Origin of the sequence: Bradyrhizobium sp. AZCC 1610, from assembly GCF_036924515.1 — a bacterium.
GTDB lineage: Bacteria > Pseudomonadota > Alphaproteobacteria > Rhizobiales > Xanthobacteraceae > Bradyrhizobium.
This window is the reverse complement of sequence record NZ_JAZHRR010000001.1, coordinates 90,501-105,971: the sequence shown is the minus strand read 5'-3', so window position 1 is coordinate 105,971 and position 15,471 is coordinate 90,501. Positions and strand designations below refer to the sequence as shown.

The 15,471-nt window shown below is 63.1% G+C and carries 14 protein-coding genes; 4 read left to right on the top strand and 10 right to left on the bottom strand.

Translation table 11 applies throughout. From position 1 onward, the window contains the following. The first annotated feature begins 26 nt into the window (after positions 1-26). Positions 27-569, top strand: coding sequence for a hypothetical protein (locus tag V1279_RS00490; protein ID WP_334431497.1), 543 nt, complete (start codon positions 27-29; stop codon positions 567-569). Here the strand turns inward: V1279_RS00490 and V1279_RS00485 are convergent. Further along, positions 550-1,341 carry an IclR family transcriptional regulator domain-containing protein gene (locus V1279_RS00485; protein ID WP_334431495.1) on the bottom strand — a complete coding sequence of 264 codons (792 nt, stop codon included), beginning with the start codon at positions 1,339-1,341 and terminating at the stop codon, positions 550-552. The genes V1279_RS00490 and V1279_RS00485 overlap by 20 nt on opposite strands. Positions 1,342-1,435: 94 nt before the next feature. Between V1279_RS00485 and V1279_RS00480 the strand changes: the two genes are divergently transcribed. Then, a complete protein-coding gene (locus tag V1279_RS00480) occupies positions 1,436-2,794 on the top strand; it encodes an aromatic ring-hydroxylating dioxygenase subunit alpha (RefSeq protein WP_334431493.1) in 1,359 nt (452 codons plus the stop codon). A gap of 139 nt (positions 2,795-2,933) precedes the next feature. Further along, complete coding sequence (locus V1279_RS00475) at positions 2,934-4,370, top strand: glutamine synthetase family protein (RefSeq protein ID WP_334431491.1); 1,437 nt, start codon at positions 2,934-2,936, stop codon at positions 4,368-4,370. A gap of 123 nt (positions 4,371-4,493) precedes the next feature. Here V1279_RS00475 and V1279_RS00470 read toward each other — a convergent pair whose 3' ends face one another. The 7 genes from V1279_RS00470 to V1279_RS00440 all read right to left on the bottom strand — a co-directional run bounded on the left by V1279_RS00470 (position 4,494) and on the right by V1279_RS00440 (position 10,702). After that, a complete protein-coding gene (locus V1279_RS00470; protein ID WP_334431489.1) occupies positions 4,494-5,207 on the bottom strand; it encodes an ABC transporter ATP-binding protein in 714 nt (237 codons plus the stop codon). Next, on the bottom strand, positions 5,200-5,967 hold the full coding sequence (locus V1279_RS00465; protein WP_334431487.1) for an ABC transporter ATP-binding protein: 768 nt from the start codon (positions 5,965-5,967) through the stop codon (positions 5,200-5,202). The genes V1279_RS00470 and V1279_RS00465 overlap by 8 nt, the downstream gene beginning before the upstream one ends. Continuing rightward, positions 5,960-6,907: a branched-chain amino acid ABC transporter permease gene (locus V1279_RS00460; RefSeq protein WP_334431485.1), complete on the bottom strand. Its 948-nt coding sequence runs from the start codon at positions 6,905-6,907 to the stop codon at positions 5,960-5,962. The genes V1279_RS00465 and V1279_RS00460 overlap by 8 nt, the downstream gene beginning before the upstream one ends. Then, on the bottom strand, positions 6,904-7,821 hold the full coding sequence (locus tag V1279_RS00455; protein WP_334431483.1) for a branched-chain amino acid ABC transporter permease: 918 nt from the start codon (positions 7,819-7,821) through the stop codon (positions 6,904-6,906). The genes V1279_RS00460 and V1279_RS00455 overlap by 4 nt, the downstream gene beginning before the upstream one ends. Positions 7,822-8,061: 240 nt before the next feature. Beyond that, positions 8,062-9,234: an ABC transporter substrate-binding protein gene (locus V1279_RS00450; RefSeq protein WP_334431482.1), complete on the bottom strand. Its 1,173-nt coding sequence runs from the start codon at positions 9,232-9,234 to the stop codon at positions 8,062-8,064. Between the two features lie 251 nt (positions 9,235-9,485). Beyond that, positions 9,486-10,373, bottom strand: coding sequence for a sigma-70 family RNA polymerase sigma factor (locus V1279_RS00445; protein WP_334431480.1), 888 nt, complete (start codon positions 10,371-10,373; stop codon positions 9,486-9,488). A gap of 20 nt (positions 10,374-10,393) precedes the next feature. After that, entirely contained in the window at positions 10,394-10,702 is a 309-nt protein-coding gene (locus V1279_RS00440; protein WP_334431478.1) for a hypothetical protein, read from the bottom strand. A gap of 334 nt (positions 10,703-11,036) precedes the next feature. Here V1279_RS00440 and V1279_RS00435 point away from each other — a divergent pair, with 334 nt between their 5' ends. After that, positions 11,037-12,311 (top strand): NAD(P)/FAD-dependent oxidoreductase, encoded by a 1,275-nt coding sequence (locus V1279_RS00435; protein WP_334431477.1) that lies wholly within the window; start codon positions 11,037-11,039, stop codon positions 12,309-12,311. Between the two features lie 6 nt (positions 12,312-12,317). Here the strand turns inward: V1279_RS00435 and V1279_RS00430 are convergent, their stop codons facing one another. Both V1279_RS00430 and V1279_RS00425 read right to left on the bottom strand, forming a co-directional pair. Beyond that, complete coding sequence (locus V1279_RS00430; RefSeq protein WP_442894711.1) at positions 12,318-13,994, bottom strand: tannase/feruloyl esterase family alpha/beta hydrolase; 1,677 nt, start codon at positions 13,992-13,994, stop codon at positions 12,318-12,320. Positions 13,995-14,176: 182 nt separating this feature from the next. After that, entirely contained in the window at positions 14,177-15,391 is a 1,215-nt protein-coding gene (locus V1279_RS00425) for an ABC transporter substrate-binding protein (RefSeq protein ID WP_334431476.1), read from the bottom strand. Positions 15,392-15,471: the final 80 nt, after the last annotated feature.

Genomic DNA, 15,471 nt, shown 5'->3' with positions numbered 1-15,471 from the left:
CGAACTGTTCGCGATACTGATGGCGCATGAAACTGCTTTTTCTCCATGGGGCGCCCGCGGTCGGCAAGCTGACGGTTGCAAAGGCGCTGCTCCGGATTGTGCCGGGGCGGCTGATGGACAATCACGCCGCCATCGACCTCGCGCGCACGATCTTCGAGTTCGGCGCGCCCGGATTCTGGGAGCTTGTCCATAACGTCAGGTGTTCGGCCATCGACGCTGCCGCCGAACACGGCGTGCCGCTGCTGGTCACGACCTTCTGCTATGCCGAACCTGACGACCGTCCGCAATTCGGGCGGTTCGAGGAGATCGTGCAACGTCGCGGCGCAAAATTGCATCCGGTCTTCCTGCACTGTTCGCGCGAAGAAGCCTTGCGCAGGGTCGGCAATCCCGACCGGGTGGCGCGACGCAAGATGACTTCAGGGGAACATTTGATCCGGGAGCTCGACCACTACGACCTCACCGCCGTGCCGCGGCCCGATTGCCTCAAGCTGGATACGGAGGCGGTCCCGGCGGAAGTGACCGCACACTACATCGCCAGCCATTTCGGGCTCATACCAGTATCGACTTGACCGAGGCCGCCGCCTCGCGCAAACGCGGCAGGAAGCGTTCCACCATCTCGGCTGACGACACGCGGTCGACATGCGCGCCCATGTTGATGGCGGCGACGATCGCGCCGTCATAGCGGCGGATCGGTACCGAGATCGAGCGAAAGCCGGGCTCGGCTTCGCGATCGACCAGCGAATAGCCTTTCGCGCGATCGGCGATGATCGTTTTCAGCAACAGCTTCTTGTCGGTGACGGTGAACGGCGTCAGCGGCACGAGGTCCATTTTGTCGAGCGCCGCGGCCAGTTCGTCGTCAGGCAGCCGCAACAGCAGCGCACGGCCGACCGAGGTGCAGAACGCCGGCAATCGGTAGCCGATGTCGATGCCTGCGGAAAATATCCGCGTCGGGCTGGCGCGCGCGATGAAGACGACGTCGTTGCCGTCGAGGATCGCCATCGACGAAATTTCCTGTGCCTCGGCCGAGAGCCGGTCGAGCGCAGGCTGCAGCACCGAGACGACATGGTTGGAAGCGAGATAGCTGGAGGCCAGCACCAGCACACGCGGCATCAGGCGGAACAGCTTGCCGTCGGTTGCGACGAAGCCGGCGCGTTCGAGCGTGAAGAGAATCCGCCGCGCGGTCGCGCGCGGCAGGTCGGCGGCCTTGGCAAGATCGCTCAACGTCATCGGCTGCCGGCTGCCGCCGAACACCTCCAGCACGCGCAGGCCGCGATCGAGGCTTTCGATGAAATCGGTCGCGCCGCGGTTGTCTGCGTCCCCCACGCGCTTAAGCTTCGGCATCGCTGCCTCCATAATCCGCTTGCCTAACGCTCAGCCTACGCTAAAATCGCACAGAAGTTCAATAAGCGAACAAATCTCCCGGAGACCTCTCGCCATGATGAGCCAGGAAGCGAACGACCTGATTACCCGCACCGGGCGCAAGGACCCCTGCGGCAAGCTGATGCGGATGTACTGGCAGCCGGCGGCGCTGGTGGATGAGCTGCAGGGTCCGCGGCCGGTTCGGCCGGTCAAACTGCTCGGCGAAAACCTCGTGCTGTTTCGCGACGAGGGAGGCCACTACGGCCTGATCGATCGCCACTGCGCACATCGCGGCGCCGACCTCGCCTTCGGCCGGTTGGAGAATGGCGGGCTGCGCTGCGCCTTCCATGGCTGGCTGTTCGACGTCTCAGGCCAATGCCTGGAGACGCCCGCAGAGCCAAAGGACTCAAAGCTTTGCCATGGCATCAAGCAGCGCTCGTATCCCGTGGTCGAGAAGAGCGGCATCCTCTGGGCATATCTGGGCGAAGGCGAACCGCCGGCATTTCCTGAGATCGACTGTTTTGTCGCGCCCGACAGCCATACCTTTGCGTTCAAGGGCCACATCAATTGCAACTGGCTGCAGGCGCTGGAAGTCGGCATCGATCCGGCCCACGCCTCGTTCCTGCACCGCTTCTTCGAGGACGAGGACACTTCCACTGCCTATGGCAAGCAGTTCCGCGGCGCTTCCGCCGGAAGCGATATGCCGATGACGAAGATTTTGCGCGAATACGACAATCCGATCATCAATGTCGAGCACACCGAATACGGACTGCGCCTGATCGCGCTGCGTGAGATCGACGAGGAACGGACGCATGTGCGCGTCACCAACCAGCTCTTCCCGCACGGCTTCGTCATTCCGATGAGTCAGGAGATGACGATCACGCAGTGGCACGTGCCTGTCGATGACGAGAACTGCTACTGGTACGCGATCTTCACCAGCTACACAGCGCCGGTCGACAAGAAGAAGATGCGCGACCAGCGGCTCGAATTGTACGAGCTGCCGGATTACAAATCGCGCAAGAACAAGAGCAACGATTACGGCTTCGATCCGCACGAACAGGCGACCGAGACCTATACCGGCATGGGGACCGACATCAACGTGCACGACCAGTGGGCGGTGGAATCGATGGGCGCGATCCAGGACCGCACCAACGAGCATCTCGGCACATCGGACAAGGCGATCGTGCAGTATCGCCGCCTGCTGCGGCAGGAGATCGAAAAGGTTGTCGGCGGCGAGAAGCCGTTCATGTTCCTGGACGCCGCGCATGCGCGCAGCATCCAGGGCCCGGCAACCATGGACGGCATCGGGCCGACGCGCGGTTGGGAAATTTACTGGATGGAAGTCGACGTGAAGCGACGCCGCGGTGCGCCCTGGGCCGCGCCGGTGCCGACCGAGATCGCCGGCAAGATCCGGCATTTGTCGGCGGCGGAGTGATGGTCTCTCCTCCGTCATTGCGAGCGCAGCGAAGCAATCCATGCCAACGCTTGCGGCACTATGGATTGCTTCGCTGCGCTCGCAATGACGGCCGATATAGCAATTTCAATTGTTCAATTCAGACTCGGGGAGTGACGCGTTGAGTTTCGTTGAACGTCACGGTCTGTGGTCGAAAGAACAGCAGGAGGCCGCCAGCCGCCTGCGCAAGATCGTCGAAGAGCAGAAGCTCGAAGTCGTCAGGCTTTCATTCCCCGATCAGCACGGCATCCTCCGCGGCAAGACGCTGGTCGCATCTGAAGCGATTGCGTCGCTGGAGAGCGGCTGCTCCATCACCACCACGATGCTCGCCAAGGACACCTCGCACAAGACGGTGTTCCCGGTGTTCACCGCCGGCGGCGGTTTTGGCATGAAGGAGATGGAAGGCGCCGCCGACGTGTTGATGGTGGCCGACCCGACAACATTTCGCGTGCTGCCGTGGGCGCCGACCACGGGCTGGCTGCTGTGTGACCTCTATTTCAGCGACGGCCGCCCGGTGCCGTTTGCCACGCGGCATCTCTATCGCAAGGTGCTCGATCAACTGGGCAGCCGCGGTTACGATTTCGTCGCAGGCCTTGAGGTCGAATTCCACCTTTTCAAGCTCGACGACGCGCACATGACGCCGGAGGATGCCGGCCAGCCCGGGCGTCCGCCATCCGTCAGCCTGCTATCGCACGGCTACCAATACCTGACCGAGCAGCGCTACGACCAGATGGAGCCGGCGCTCGAAATTATCCGCCGCGACGTGCTGGCGCTCGGCCTGCCCTTGCGGTCGGTCGAGGTCGAGTTCGGCCCAAGCCAGTGCGAATTCACCTTCCAGCCGACCAAGGGCCTCGCTCCCGCAGACAACATGGTGCTGTTTCGTAGCGCCGTGAAGCAGACCGCCCGTCGCCATGGTTATCACGCGACCTTCATGTGCCGGCCGAAACTGCCCAATGTATTTGCTTCCGGCTGGCACCTGCATCAATCGCTGGTGTCGCGCGCAAGCGGCGAGAACGCGTTCATGGCCAGCGACAAGGACGAGGTGCTGAGCCCGTTCGCAAAACACTATCTTGCGGGACTTCTGGAGCACGCGCGCGCGTCAACCGTGTTCACGACGCCGACCATCAACGGCTACAAGCGCTACCGCTCCTACTCGCTGGCACCGGATCGCGCGATCTGGGGTCGCGACAACCGCGGCGTCATGATCCGCGTGCTCGGCGGCGCGGGCGACACTGCGACGCGGCTGGAAAACCGGATCGGCGAGCCCGCGGCCAATCCCTATCTCTACATGGCCTCGCAAATTCTCTCAGGGCTAGACGGCGTCGACCGCAAGCTCGATCCGGGGCCATCGGCGGATACGCCTTACGAAACCAAGGCGGCGCTGTTGCCGAAGAGCCTGCGCGAGGCCGTGTTCGCGCTGCAGGACGATCCGTTTTTCCGCGGTGCGTTCGGGCCCGAGTTCGTCGATTACTACGTTCATATCAAGAACGCCGAGATCGAGCGGTTTCAAGCCGAGGTGTCGGACTGGGAGCACCGCGAATATTTCGAGATGTTTTGAGGAGGCTTGCTCCGCCCTCTCAACTCGTCATTGCGAGGAGCTCAGCGACGAAGCAATCCATGCCTCGGCAAGTGGATAAATGGATTGCTTCGCTGCGCTCGCAATGACGGCGGGAATACCGTCTCAAATCCCCAAATACCGGTGCTGCAGATCCGGCTCCGCAATCAACTGCTCGCTGGTCCCGCTCCACACCGTCCGCCCGCGCTCGATGATGTAGTGGCGGTCGGCGATGCGGGAGAGGTTGGCGACGTTCTTGTCGATGACCAGCACCGACTGACCGCGCCCCTTCAGCATCGACAGGCAGTTCCAGATTTCCTCGCGGATCAGCGGCGCGAGGCCTTCAGTGGCTTCGTCCAGGATCAACAGTTTTGGATTGGTCATCAGCGCGCGGCCGATCGCCAGCATCTGCTGCTCGCCGCCGGACAGGGTGACGCCCATGTTGCTGCCGCGCTCGGCGAGCCGTGGAAACAGCGCATGGATTTTCTCGATGGTCCAGGGATCGGAATTGCCGGCGCGATTGCCCGACGCCGCCACCAGATTTTCGTACACCGTCAGGTTCGGAAAGATCTGGCGGCCTTCCGGCACCAGGCCGATGCCGAGCTTTGCAATCTTGTACGACGGCAGGCTGCGCACTTCCTCGCCCGCGAAGCGGACCTTGCCGGCACGGGCCGGCGTCATGCCCATGATGGAACGGATGGTGGTGGTCTTGCCCATGCCGTTGCGGCCCATCAGGGCGACCATCTCGCCCGATTGGACCTTCAACGAAAGCCCGAACAGCACCTGGCTGAGGCCGTAGCAGGTCTCGATGCCGTCGATTTCCAGCAAGGTTTCAGCCATGACCGACCACCACATGCTGGTCGCCGAGATAGGCGCGCTTGACTTCCTCGTTGTTCCTGATGGCGTCGGGATCGCCGGACGCGATCACGCGGCCATAGACCAGCACGGTGATGCGGTCGGCGAGCGCGAACACCGCTTCCATGTCGTGCTCGACCAGCACGATGGTGACTTCCTTCCGCAATTCCTTCAGCAGCGCCACCATGCGCGCCGATTCGGTGACGCCGAGGCCAGCCATCGGCTCGTCCAGCAGCAGCAATTGCGGTTTTGTGGCGAGCGCTACCGCCAGCTCAAGCTCGCGCTGTTCGCCGTGGCTCAATTCGGACACCGGCACATCGCCCCGCTGGGCGAGCCCCACCCGCGTCAACGCGGCCTGCGCCGCATCGCGAAGATGCTTTTCCTTGCGCGCACTGCCCCAGAATCGGAACGAGTGTCCGTCATGCGCTTGGGCTGCGAGCGCGACATTGTCGGCGGCCGTGAAATCCGGCAGCAGCGAAGTGATCTGGAACGAGCGCGCCAGCCCGAGCCGGCTGCGCTGATAGGACGGCAGCCGGGTGACGTCACGGCCGGCGAAGTGAATGGTGCCGGAATTCGGCGTCAACTGTCCGGTCAACTGGCTGATCAGCGTGGTCTTGCCGGCGCCGTTGGGGCCGATAATGGCGTGCAGTTCGCCCGGCACGACGTCGAGCGACAGATTGTCGGTGGCCTTGATGCCACCAAAGCTGCGGACCAGGTTTTCGACGCGGAGCAAGGGATCAGGCACGGCTCAACCTCCCCAGCAAACCCATGATGCCGCCGCGCGCGAACAGCACGATCAGCAGCAACAGCGGGCCCATGATCAACGCCCAGTATTCGGTGAACTGCGACAGGACTTCTTCCAGCAGGAGGAACACGATGGTGCCCAGGACAGGCCCGAACAGCGAGCCCATGCCGCCGAACACCACCATCACCATGAGTTCGCCGGAACGGGTCCAGTACATCCCGGCCGGGCTGATGAAGTCGGTATTGTTGGCCAGCAGCGCGCCGGCAAGGCCGCAGATGGTGCCTGAGATGACGAAACAGACGAGACGATATCTGTTGGCATGAAAACCGATCGCCTGCATGCGCTGCTCGTTGGAACGCACGCCCTGCACCACCATGCCGAAGCGAGAATTGATGATACGCCAGATCAGATAGACGCCGCCGAACAGGCAGGCGAGGCAGAGGTAGTAGAACTGCACGCGGTTCGACAGGTCGATCAGGCCGCCGAAAGTGCTGCGCTTGTAGATGGTGAGGCCGTCATCGCCGCCATAGCGAGAAAGACCCGAGGCGATGTAATAGGCCATCTGCGCGAAGGCGAGCGTGATCATGATGAAATAGACGCCGCGGGTGCGCAGGCTAAGCGCACCGATCACGAGCGCATAAAGCGCCGACAGCGCCAGCGCGACCGGCCACTGGATGAAGCCGGAGCCGATGCCTTCATGGGCGAGGATGCCCACCGCATAACCGCCAATGCCGAGATAGGCGGCATGGCCAAAACTCATCATGCCACCGTAGCCCATGATGAGATTGAGGCTGGCGGCGGCGAGCGCAAAGATGACGATGCGGGTGAACAGCGTCAGGATGAAGATGTTGCCGGTCGCCGCGGAATAGACCGGCAAAAGCGCGAGGCCAAGCGCGACGAGCGCCACGACGGCGTTGCGGAGGTTGATTTGAGATTTCATCGCTTGGCGGCCGGAAACAGCCCCTCCGGCCGCACCACCAGGACGATGGCCATCAGCAGATAGATCAGCATCGAGGACAATGCCGGTGCCGCGGTGGAGGCTGCAGCAGAACTCAACACCATGCGCAGCAGATCCGGCAAAAAGGCGCGGCCGAGCGTATCGATCATGCCGACGAAGATCGCGGCCATGAACGCGCCGCGGATCGAGCCGATGCCGCCGATCACGATGATGACGAAGGCGAGAATCAGGATGTTCTCGCCCATGCCGATCTGCACGGTGAGGATCGGCGCCTGCATCAGCCCGGCAAGGCCGGCGAGCGCCGCGCCAAGCCCGAACACCAGCGTGAACAGCAGCTTGATGTTGATGCCGAGCGCGCCGATCATTTCGCGGTTGGAGGCGCCGGCGCGGATCAGCATGCCGATGCGGGTCCGCATGACGACGACATAAAGCAGCGCTGCGACCGTGAGCGCAACCACGATGATCGACAATCGATAGGCCGGATAGAACACGCCGGGAACGATCTGCACCGGCACGGTCAGCCAGGCCGGCAGCGGCAGCGACAGGCCGGCCGGTCCCCAGATCAGCCGCACCGCGTCATTGAAGAAAAGAATCAACCCGAAGGTCGCCAGCACCTGGTCGAGATGGTCGCGGCCGTAAAGATGCCGCAGCGCGATGAATTCGAGCGCGATCCCGAGCAGCAACGTGGCGCCCAGTGCCAGCAAGATGCCGAGCACAAAACTGTTCGTCCACGCCACGAAGGTGGCGGCGAAATAGGCGCCCATCATGTAGAGCGAGCCGTGCGCCAGATTGACGAAATCCATGATGCCGAACACCAGCGTCAAGCCGGCTGCCAGCAGGAACAGCAGCAGGCCGAACTGCAGGCCGTTCAGCGATTGTTCTACGAGGACGAGCATGAATTCCTTGAAACTCTGGGCCTAGAGCGTGATGACTCGTCATCCCGCTCTATCTCTATGATTTGAGCATGATCTTATCGGAAAACCGGGGTCCACTTTTCCGGATCATGCTCCAACAAAACAGCGGCAGCACATCTGCGCCGCCGCCATTTTCTTGTTGGGCGGATGATCTGTCGCAAACCGCCCCCGGGTCAAGCCCGAGGGCGGGTCCGCGAGATCATGCACCGGCCATGCCAACCATCACTTCATCGGGCATTTGTCGTGGAAGCGGTCCTGGTCGTCCTTGACGATGGTGGCCACCGTCTTGAGCGAGAGTTGACCGTCGGCGTCCTTGACCACGTCCTGCAAGTAGAAATTCTGGATCGGAATGTGGTTCTTGCCGTATTTGAACGGCCCGCGCACCGACTTGAAGTTAGCCTTCTCCATCTCGGCCTTCATCTCGTCCTTCTTCGAGGTATCGCCCTTCACGGCGACAACGGCGCTGTTGATCAGGTTAGCGGCGTCATAGGACTGCGCGCCGTAGAAGGTCGGGCGCAGGCCGGTGTACTTCTTGCGGTAGTCCGCGACGAACTTCTTGTTCTCCGCGTTCGGCAGGTCGTTGACCCACTGCTGCGCGCCGGGCACGCCGATCGCGTTTTCCTTCTGCAGCGGCAGCGACAATTCGTCGATCGTGAATGCCGTATAAAGCGGGATCTGCTGCTTGAGCCCGGCCTGCGCGTACTGATTGAGGAACTGCACGCCGGCAGCGCCCGGATAGAACACGAAGATCGACTCGGCCTTGGAGTTCTTGGCCTTGGTGAGTTCGGCGGAGAAGTCGAGCTGGCTCGGCCACACCGTATATTCCTCGCCCACGACCTGGCCCTTGAACGTGCTCTTGACGCCGGCCAGCATGTCCTTGCCGGCGGCGTAGTTCGGGCCGATCAGGAACACCGACTTGACGCCCTTCTGGTTCATGTAGGTGCCGACCGCCTGCGGGGTCTGGTCATTCTGCCAGGAGGTAGAGAACACGTAAGGCGAGCAGAGCTCGCCGGCGAGCTGCGAGGGTCCGGCATTGGCCGAGATCAGAAAGGTCTTGGAATCGACCGCGGTCTTGAGCGAGGCCAGCAGCACGTTCGACCAGATATAGCCGGCGATGAAATCGACCTTGTCGGACTGGATCAGCTTTTCGGTCTTCTGCTTGCCGACGTCAGGCTTCTGGCCGTCGTCCTCATAGATCACCTCGACCGGCTTGCCGCCCATCTTGCGGCCGAGATGGTCGAGCGCCAGCTCGAACGAGTTGCGCATGTCGTTGCCGATCACAGCGGTCGGGCCGCTGAAGGTCGAGACAAAGCCGATCTTGATAGTGTCGCCTGCGAGCGCCGTCTGCGTCAGCGCCAAGACGGTTGCGCCCGCCAGCCAGAATGCCTTTTTCATAATCACTCCCCTCCTCGTTATCGAACCAGACCCGGCTCTACCGGGCGACCGCGCTTATCTCGCGCGCCTCATTATCAGGTGAGGTATTTTGTGCGCGAAATCGCCAGTCTGCGGCAAGCATGAACCAAAGGCCCCTCTTAGAACCTTCGGCCCATACCGCCGTAGCCTGCACCATAATTCGTGGAGGCGGGAGATGGCAAGAACTATAGTTCCGGTTGCCGAGGCAACAATTGTCGCACCAGGCGAGCGATTCAGACCGAATATTCCGCACCGTCGATCGCATAGGACGCGTGGCGGAAATCCCGGATGGTCGCGACCTTGCCGGCGGTCCAGCCCAGCAGCATGAAGTATTTCGGGGCCCTATCAAGCTCGTTCGGATCGAACACCAGGATGGCGGGATGTCCCTCCACCAGGCCCGGGACCAGGCGCCAGTCGCTCACCTTGGCGTAATTGCCGAAATAGCGGGACACTTCGGCCTTGCCGTTCAGGCGGGACTTGCTGACGAGATCGAGCCTGACGTCGTCCGCGATCATGGCGCGAATTGCGTCAAAGTCGCGCGCGTTGAAATGGGCAACATAGGCGCCGAGGCGCTCGCGATCGGCATCCGATAATCTCTGTTGCGGCGTATCCTCCGGCTCATCGGCGATTTCCCGCAACTGCGTGCGTCCGCGATGCAGCGCAGCCTTGGCCGCGGGCAGGCTGCAATCCATGATTTCGCAGATCTCCTTGAGCGAGCAGCCGAGCACGTCCATCAGGATCACGCTTGAGCGCTGCGCTGCGGGCAGGCGCATGAAGGTACGCAAGGAGGTGGCGGCGATCTGGCGACTCTCCACGGCATCGAGTTGGTCAACCATCATGTCCACCTCCTCCACCGATCGCAGCGCCTCCTGCCGGTGGCGCCGCCGCAGGAAATCCAGCGCCGTATTGTGCGCGATCCGAAACAGCCAGCCTTCGGGATTGCCGATGTTGCCGGCGGAGGCACGCGCCTCCACCGCCTTGATCAGCGCGTCCTGCAGCACGTCCTCGCCGTCGATGACAGAACCGACCATGCGCGCGCAATAGCGATGCAGTTTTGGCCGCATCGCGACCAGCAGGCGTTCGATGTCGGAGGCGGCGGACGTCTCGGGCACGGCTGTCATTCTGCCTCCGGCAAGCGGGTTCAGTTCTCGCCCAGCATGCGATAGTTGCCGACGACGGTGGCGCCCTTAGGCAGCGGCGGCTCGGCGCAACGCTCCCGAATGCCGTTCTGGAATGCGGCGAAAGCTGCCAGCTTCGGCAAGGGGCTGGAGCCGTCATCGGCTGCGGTCTCAACGACATGGACGAAGGTGTCGTCCTCCAGCCGCAGCGACATATAACGCAGGCCTTCCGGCTGCGCCGCCTTCAGTTCCGCAAACACCGCCGCGACCAGTTCGGCATTCCTGTCGGCCATTTCGGGCTTGGTCTTGTACCTTATCACGGTCCGTCTCATTGACCTCTCCTCGTTGGCGGCTGCGAAGCCAGCGCGCTTCGATCCCAAGGACGTTTGGAACCAGCCAAAGGATGCGGTGCGAGGAAGAAATATTTTCTCACCGTCGTCCCTGCGAACGCAGGGACCCATAACCACAGGGCGATGTTGTTGTGAAAGCCGGAGCCACAGCACGGCGCAACAACAATGCCCTGTGGTTATGGGTCCCGGCGCAAGGCCGGGACGACACCGTCATACACATTCGCTATCGATCGATTAGCAAAGGCGTCTTGGACCGGAGGCGCAAATGGCTACATAATCCAATGCGTTGAGAGAACTGAAACCGAGGTCGCGCCCCATGACGACAGCGCCGAAACAGCCCCATCACGTGGTGATCGTCGGCGCCGGTTTCGGCGGGCTGGAGGCTGCCTTCGGCCTCGCCGGTGCGCCAGTCAAGATCACGCTGATCGACCGCCGCAACCATCACCTGTTCCAGCCGCTGCTTTACCAGGTCGCGACCGCTTCGCTGGCGACGTCGGAAATTGCCTGGCCGATCCGCTATCTGCTGCGCGGACGCAAGGAAGTGACGACGCTGTTCGCAAATGTCAGCGGCGTCGATGCCGCGGGCAAGCGCGTGCTGCTCGATGACGGCGAAGCGCTGCCTTATGACACGCTGGTGCTCGCCACCGGCGCCCGCCACGCCTATTTCGGCCACGACGAGTGGGAGCCGTTCGCGCCGGGCCTGAAGACGCTGGAGGATGCCACCACGCTCAGACGTCGCATCCTGGTCGCCTTCGAGCGCGCCGAGCGCGAGACCGATCCGACGCGGCGCGCGGCGCTGTTGACTTTCGTCATTATCGGCGCCGGCCCGACCGGCGTCGAAATGGCCGGAACCATCGCCGACCTTGCCAGGGACACGCTGCCGCCGGATTTTCGCAACATCGACACCCACAAGACCCGCGTCGTCCTGGTCGAGGCCGGCCCGCGTGTGCTGGCAGGCTTTCCCGTTGACCTCTCCGCCTATGCGCAGCGCTCGCTGGAGGAGATCGGCGTCGAAGTGGTGCTGGGGCAGCCCGTCACCGAATGTGCGATCGATGGTGTCGTCTATGGCGGCAACAAGCTGGAGGCCAGAACCATCGTCTGGGCGGCCGGCGTGCGCGCCTCGCGCGCGGCGGAATGGCTGAACGCACCCGCCGACCGCGCCTATCGTTTGAAGGTCGAGCCCGATCTCACCGTGCCCGGCCATCCCGACATCTTTGCCGTCGGCGATACCGTGACGATCGCCGGCCCCGATGGCAACCCGGTGCCGGGCATCGCGCCGGCGGCCAAGCAGCAGGGGCGCTACGTGGCGGCGCTGATCAAGGCGCGCCTCGGCGGCGGCACGCGGCCGCCATTCCGCTACAAGCATGCCGGCAGCCTCGCCCAGATCGGCAAGCGCAAGGCCGTGATCGATTTCGGCCGCATCAAGCTGCGCGGCAACCTCGCCTGGTGGATCTGGGGCATCGCCCACATCTACTTCCTGATCGGCCTGCGCAACCGCCTCAGCGTAGCCCTGAGCTGGCTGTGGATCCACGCCCGCGACCAGCGCGCCGCGCGGCTGATCACGCAGGGCTCCAGCAAGGTCACGGGATAGGTCTCTTCACGGCGCGCAGGCAAAACTGGCCGCGCGATCGATCGGCCCCGATTTGTAATGGGGCCAAGCCGGCCACTGGCAGAGCGGCAGTGCCCGCGTCGTTTCGAACGCCGGCGCTTCGACCTTCTGCTCGGTCACCTCGAGATCGCCGGGCGCCTTGCCATTCTCGACCCAGTCGACCAGCACGCCCAGCATGTCGACATTGGCGGGTGCGCCGGAGCCGACATGATCGACGCCGGGCGCCGTATAGAGCCGGGCAAACTCCGCCGTCTTCTCCCTGCCCAGCGTGCGCTGCACGTTTTCGAAGTAGCGGATTCCCGCGTAGGGACTCTGGGCGTAGTCGGCCATGTTCTCGAGAATCACGAGCTTGCCGCCGCGCGCGGCAAAGCGGCTCAGGTCCGGATTGGTCGAGTCCATCAATCGCGATACCTGCAGCAGGCGCTCCTTGTGCTCTTCAGGCTTGTATGTCCTGACATCGAGCTTCGGATCGCGCGCAAAGACATATTGGATGCCGCCCGCGCCATAGATCCAGGCGATGCCGTTTGCCGGCACCGGCGGCTGTGCAGGCGCCGCCTTGCCGAGCCACCAGGCGATCCAGCCGCCGGTCGGACCGAAGGCAGGCGTGTTTTCACCCGAGACGCCCCAGCCCGGATAATCATCAAGCCCGTTCTCCAGTGCGAACGGGAACTTGTAGGTCGAGTGAAGCGTCTTGATCGCCGCGATCTGCGGCTCGGTCAGGCACTGGTCGCCGCTTTGGCCCGCCGCGCAACGCAGCGACTCCGGCTGGAATTTCACCTTGCAGCCGACTGGATCCAGAACGAGGATATCCTCGGCGCCGTCGGCCTTGTCGCAGGCCTGCAGCACTGCCTTCGCTACGAGTTCGACCTGCGCAGGGCGGATCCAGCCTTCGCCCATCGTCGCTAACCCCGACCGCGTCCCGGCATGCTGCAATCCAACCCAGTTGATGACGGGCACGCGGGCGAAGATGCCGTCAAAGTCATCGGGATAGCGCTGCGCCATCGTCAGCGCCTCGCGGCCGCCTTCCGACGATCCCATGAAGTACAGTTTGGCCGGCGGGTTGCCGTAGGCGCGCACCATCAGGGCGACGGCGGCGTCCCGCACGCGCTTGTAGGATCGATGTGCGAAATTCTCGAACGCCTCGTCGTTGAGCGCAAACACCTGCGGCGGTTCGCCCGGCTTGGTCTCATGACCGGAATCCGTGCCATAGGTGACAAAGCCGCGCGCCAGCGGCGAAGGCGCGCCGAATGGATAAGCCGGCGGCAAAGCAAGCCCGGTGATCAGCACGCCATTGAAGCCGCCGCCGCCATATTGCAGCGAGCGGCCGTTCCACTCGACCGGGAGATTCACCTGGAATTTGATCGGCGGCGCCTTTGGATCTGATGACGCGATCTGGCCGAGGACCTTGCAAAACTCCGGATTGGCCGGGGTGACCCGCGCTGCCGGCGTCGGCCCTCTTTCGGCGACCGCGAGCGATGTAGGCGCGATCATTGAGGCGGAGTCGATCCGGACGGCGTTATCGGTCGGTCGGATAAGGCCGCTGCAGGTCGCAGCCGGATCGCCGGCCATCTTCGCCGCGATCGCATCCGCACTAAAGAGCGAGGTCGCAGCGACCAGCGAGGCCAATTGAGTCCACGCGCGCGTACCGAACTTGAAGTGTTGCATCGCTTCCCCCGTTATCGTCTTGCAGCCAAGTTTTGACCGGCGTCAGGCTTACAATGGTTCGCGCCGCGCGGACGTCAATCGAAATAAGATCGGTGGTGTGCCCGCCTCACGTCTGACAACGGTTATGCGGCGACACCCTCACCCCGCCCTCTCCCGCAAGCGGGAGAGGGCGCAGCAGAGCCTCACTTCACCAGCGAGCAGCCACCATCCGCGAGCGGGCGGAACGCCTGGTCGGCTGGAATCGTCGAAACCAGCTTGTAGTAATCATAAGGATATTTCGACTCTTCCGGCTTCTTCACTTCGAACAGATACATCGGGTGAATGACGCGGCCGTCCTGGCGGATGGTGACGTCGCCGAACAGTTTGTCCTTGCCCTTGAACTTCTTCATCTGCGGCACCGCATCCTTGGCGTGGTCGCTGCCGGTCGCCGCCACCGCGTTGAGATAGGCCAGCGTGGAAGCATAGACGCCGGCCTGGTTGCCGCTCGGCATCTTGCCGTTCACGCCCGGCCGCGCCGCAAAGCGCTTTGCAAACGCGCGGGTGTCGTCGTCCATGTCCCAGTAGAACGCCTCGAACAGCTGCAGGCCTTGGCCTACCCTCAGCCCCATGCCGTGGACGTCGTTGATGAACAGCAAAAACGCCACCATGGTCTGACCGCTTTGCTGAAGACCGAACTCGGCCGCCTGCTTCACCGCGTTGACGGTGTCGCCGCCGGCATTGGCGAGCCCGATCACCTTGGCCTTCGAATTCTGCGCCTGCAGCAGAAGCGAAGCAAAATCCGCCGTGTTGAGCGGATGCTTGGCCGAGCCCAGCACCTTGCCGCCGTGCTTTTCGATGTAGTTGGTGGCCTCGGCCTCGATGCCCTGGCCAAGGGCAAAATTCACCGTGATGAAGTACCATTCCTTGCCGCCGCGCGCCATCATCGCCGCCGCCGTGGAGTTGCCGGTCGCCCAAGCGTCGTTGACCCACTGGATGGTGTTGGGCGAACAGGCCTTGCCGGTCAGGTCGGAGCTGGCGGTCGATGACGCGAGAAACGTCATGCGGCTGTCGCGGAGCAGCGAATTGATGGTGAGGCCGACCGCCGAGTTCGGCACGTCGACCACGGCGTCGACGCCGTCGACATCGAGCCATTTGCGGACGATCGCGGATCCCACGTCGGCCTTGTTCTGGTGATCGGCGTAGACGATCTCGACCTTGATACCTTTGCCGCCGCCGTTGAAATCTTCCGCCGCCATCCGCGCGGCCTCCACCGAACCCATGCCGTTGGTGTCCTGGAAGATGCCGGAAATGTCGTTGAGCACGCCGACGCGCACGACATTGTCCGAAATCTCCGCGCGCGCCGCGCCCCACGTCGCGCAAGACAAGACAAGCGCCAGACCGAACCTGTAACCCTTCATTGTTTTCTCCCTTTGGAATTTGATCTTGAGATCCCGGACTTCGCCGGGTTTGACTTCACTGCGCGATATCGGGCGATGGC

What these genes read in the sequence shown, in the direction of transcription:
- V1279_RS00460 (WP_334431485.1), bottom strand. Translation starts at nt 6,907, where the DNA reads ATGAAATCTCAAATCAACCTCCGCAACGCCGTCGTGGCGCTCGTCGCG.
- V1279_RS00485 (WP_334431495.1), bottom strand. Translation starts at nt 1,341, where the DNA reads ATGCCGAAGCTTAAGCGCGTGGGGGACGCAGACAACCGCGGCGCGACC.
- V1279_RS00450 (WP_334431482.1), bottom strand. Translation starts at nt 9,234, where the DNA reads ATGAAAAAGGCATTCTGGCTGGCGGGCGCAACCGTCTTGGCGCTGACG.
- V1279_RS00425 (WP_334431476.1), bottom strand. Translation starts at nt 15,391, where the DNA reads ATGAAGGGTTACAGGTTCGGTCTGGCGCTTGTCTTGTCTTGCGCGACG.
- V1279_RS00470 (WP_334431489.1), bottom strand. Translation starts at nt 5,207, where the DNA reads ATGGCTGAAACCTTGCTGGAAATCGACGGCATCGAGACCTGCTACGGC.
- V1279_RS00490 (WP_334431497.1), top strand. Translation starts at nt 27, where the DNA reads ATGAAACTGCTTTTTCTCCATGGGGCGCCCGCGGTCGGCAAGCTGACG.
- V1279_RS00445 (WP_334431480.1), bottom strand. Translation starts at nt 10,373, where the DNA reads ATGACAGCCGTGCCCGAGACGTCCGCCGCCTCCGACATCGAACGCCTG.
- V1279_RS00440 (WP_334431478.1), bottom strand. Translation starts at nt 10,702, where the DNA reads ATGAGACGGACCGTGATAAGGTACAAGACCAAGCCCGAAATGGCCGAC.
- V1279_RS00480 (WP_334431493.1), top strand. Translation starts at nt 1,436, where the DNA reads ATGATGAGCCAGGAAGCGAACGACCTGATTACCCGCACCGGGCGCAAG.
- V1279_RS00435 (WP_334431477.1), top strand. Translation starts at nt 11,037, where the DNA reads ATGACGACAGCGCCGAAACAGCCCCATCACGTGGTGATCGTCGGCGCC.
- V1279_RS00455 (WP_334431483.1), bottom strand. Translation starts at nt 7,821, where the DNA reads ATGCTCGTCCTCGTAGAACAATCGCTGAACGGCCTGCAGTTCGGCCTG.
- V1279_RS00430 (WP_442894711.1), bottom strand. Translation starts at nt 13,994, where the DNA reads ATGCAACACTTCAAGTTCGGTACGCGCGCGTGGACTCAATTGGCCTCG.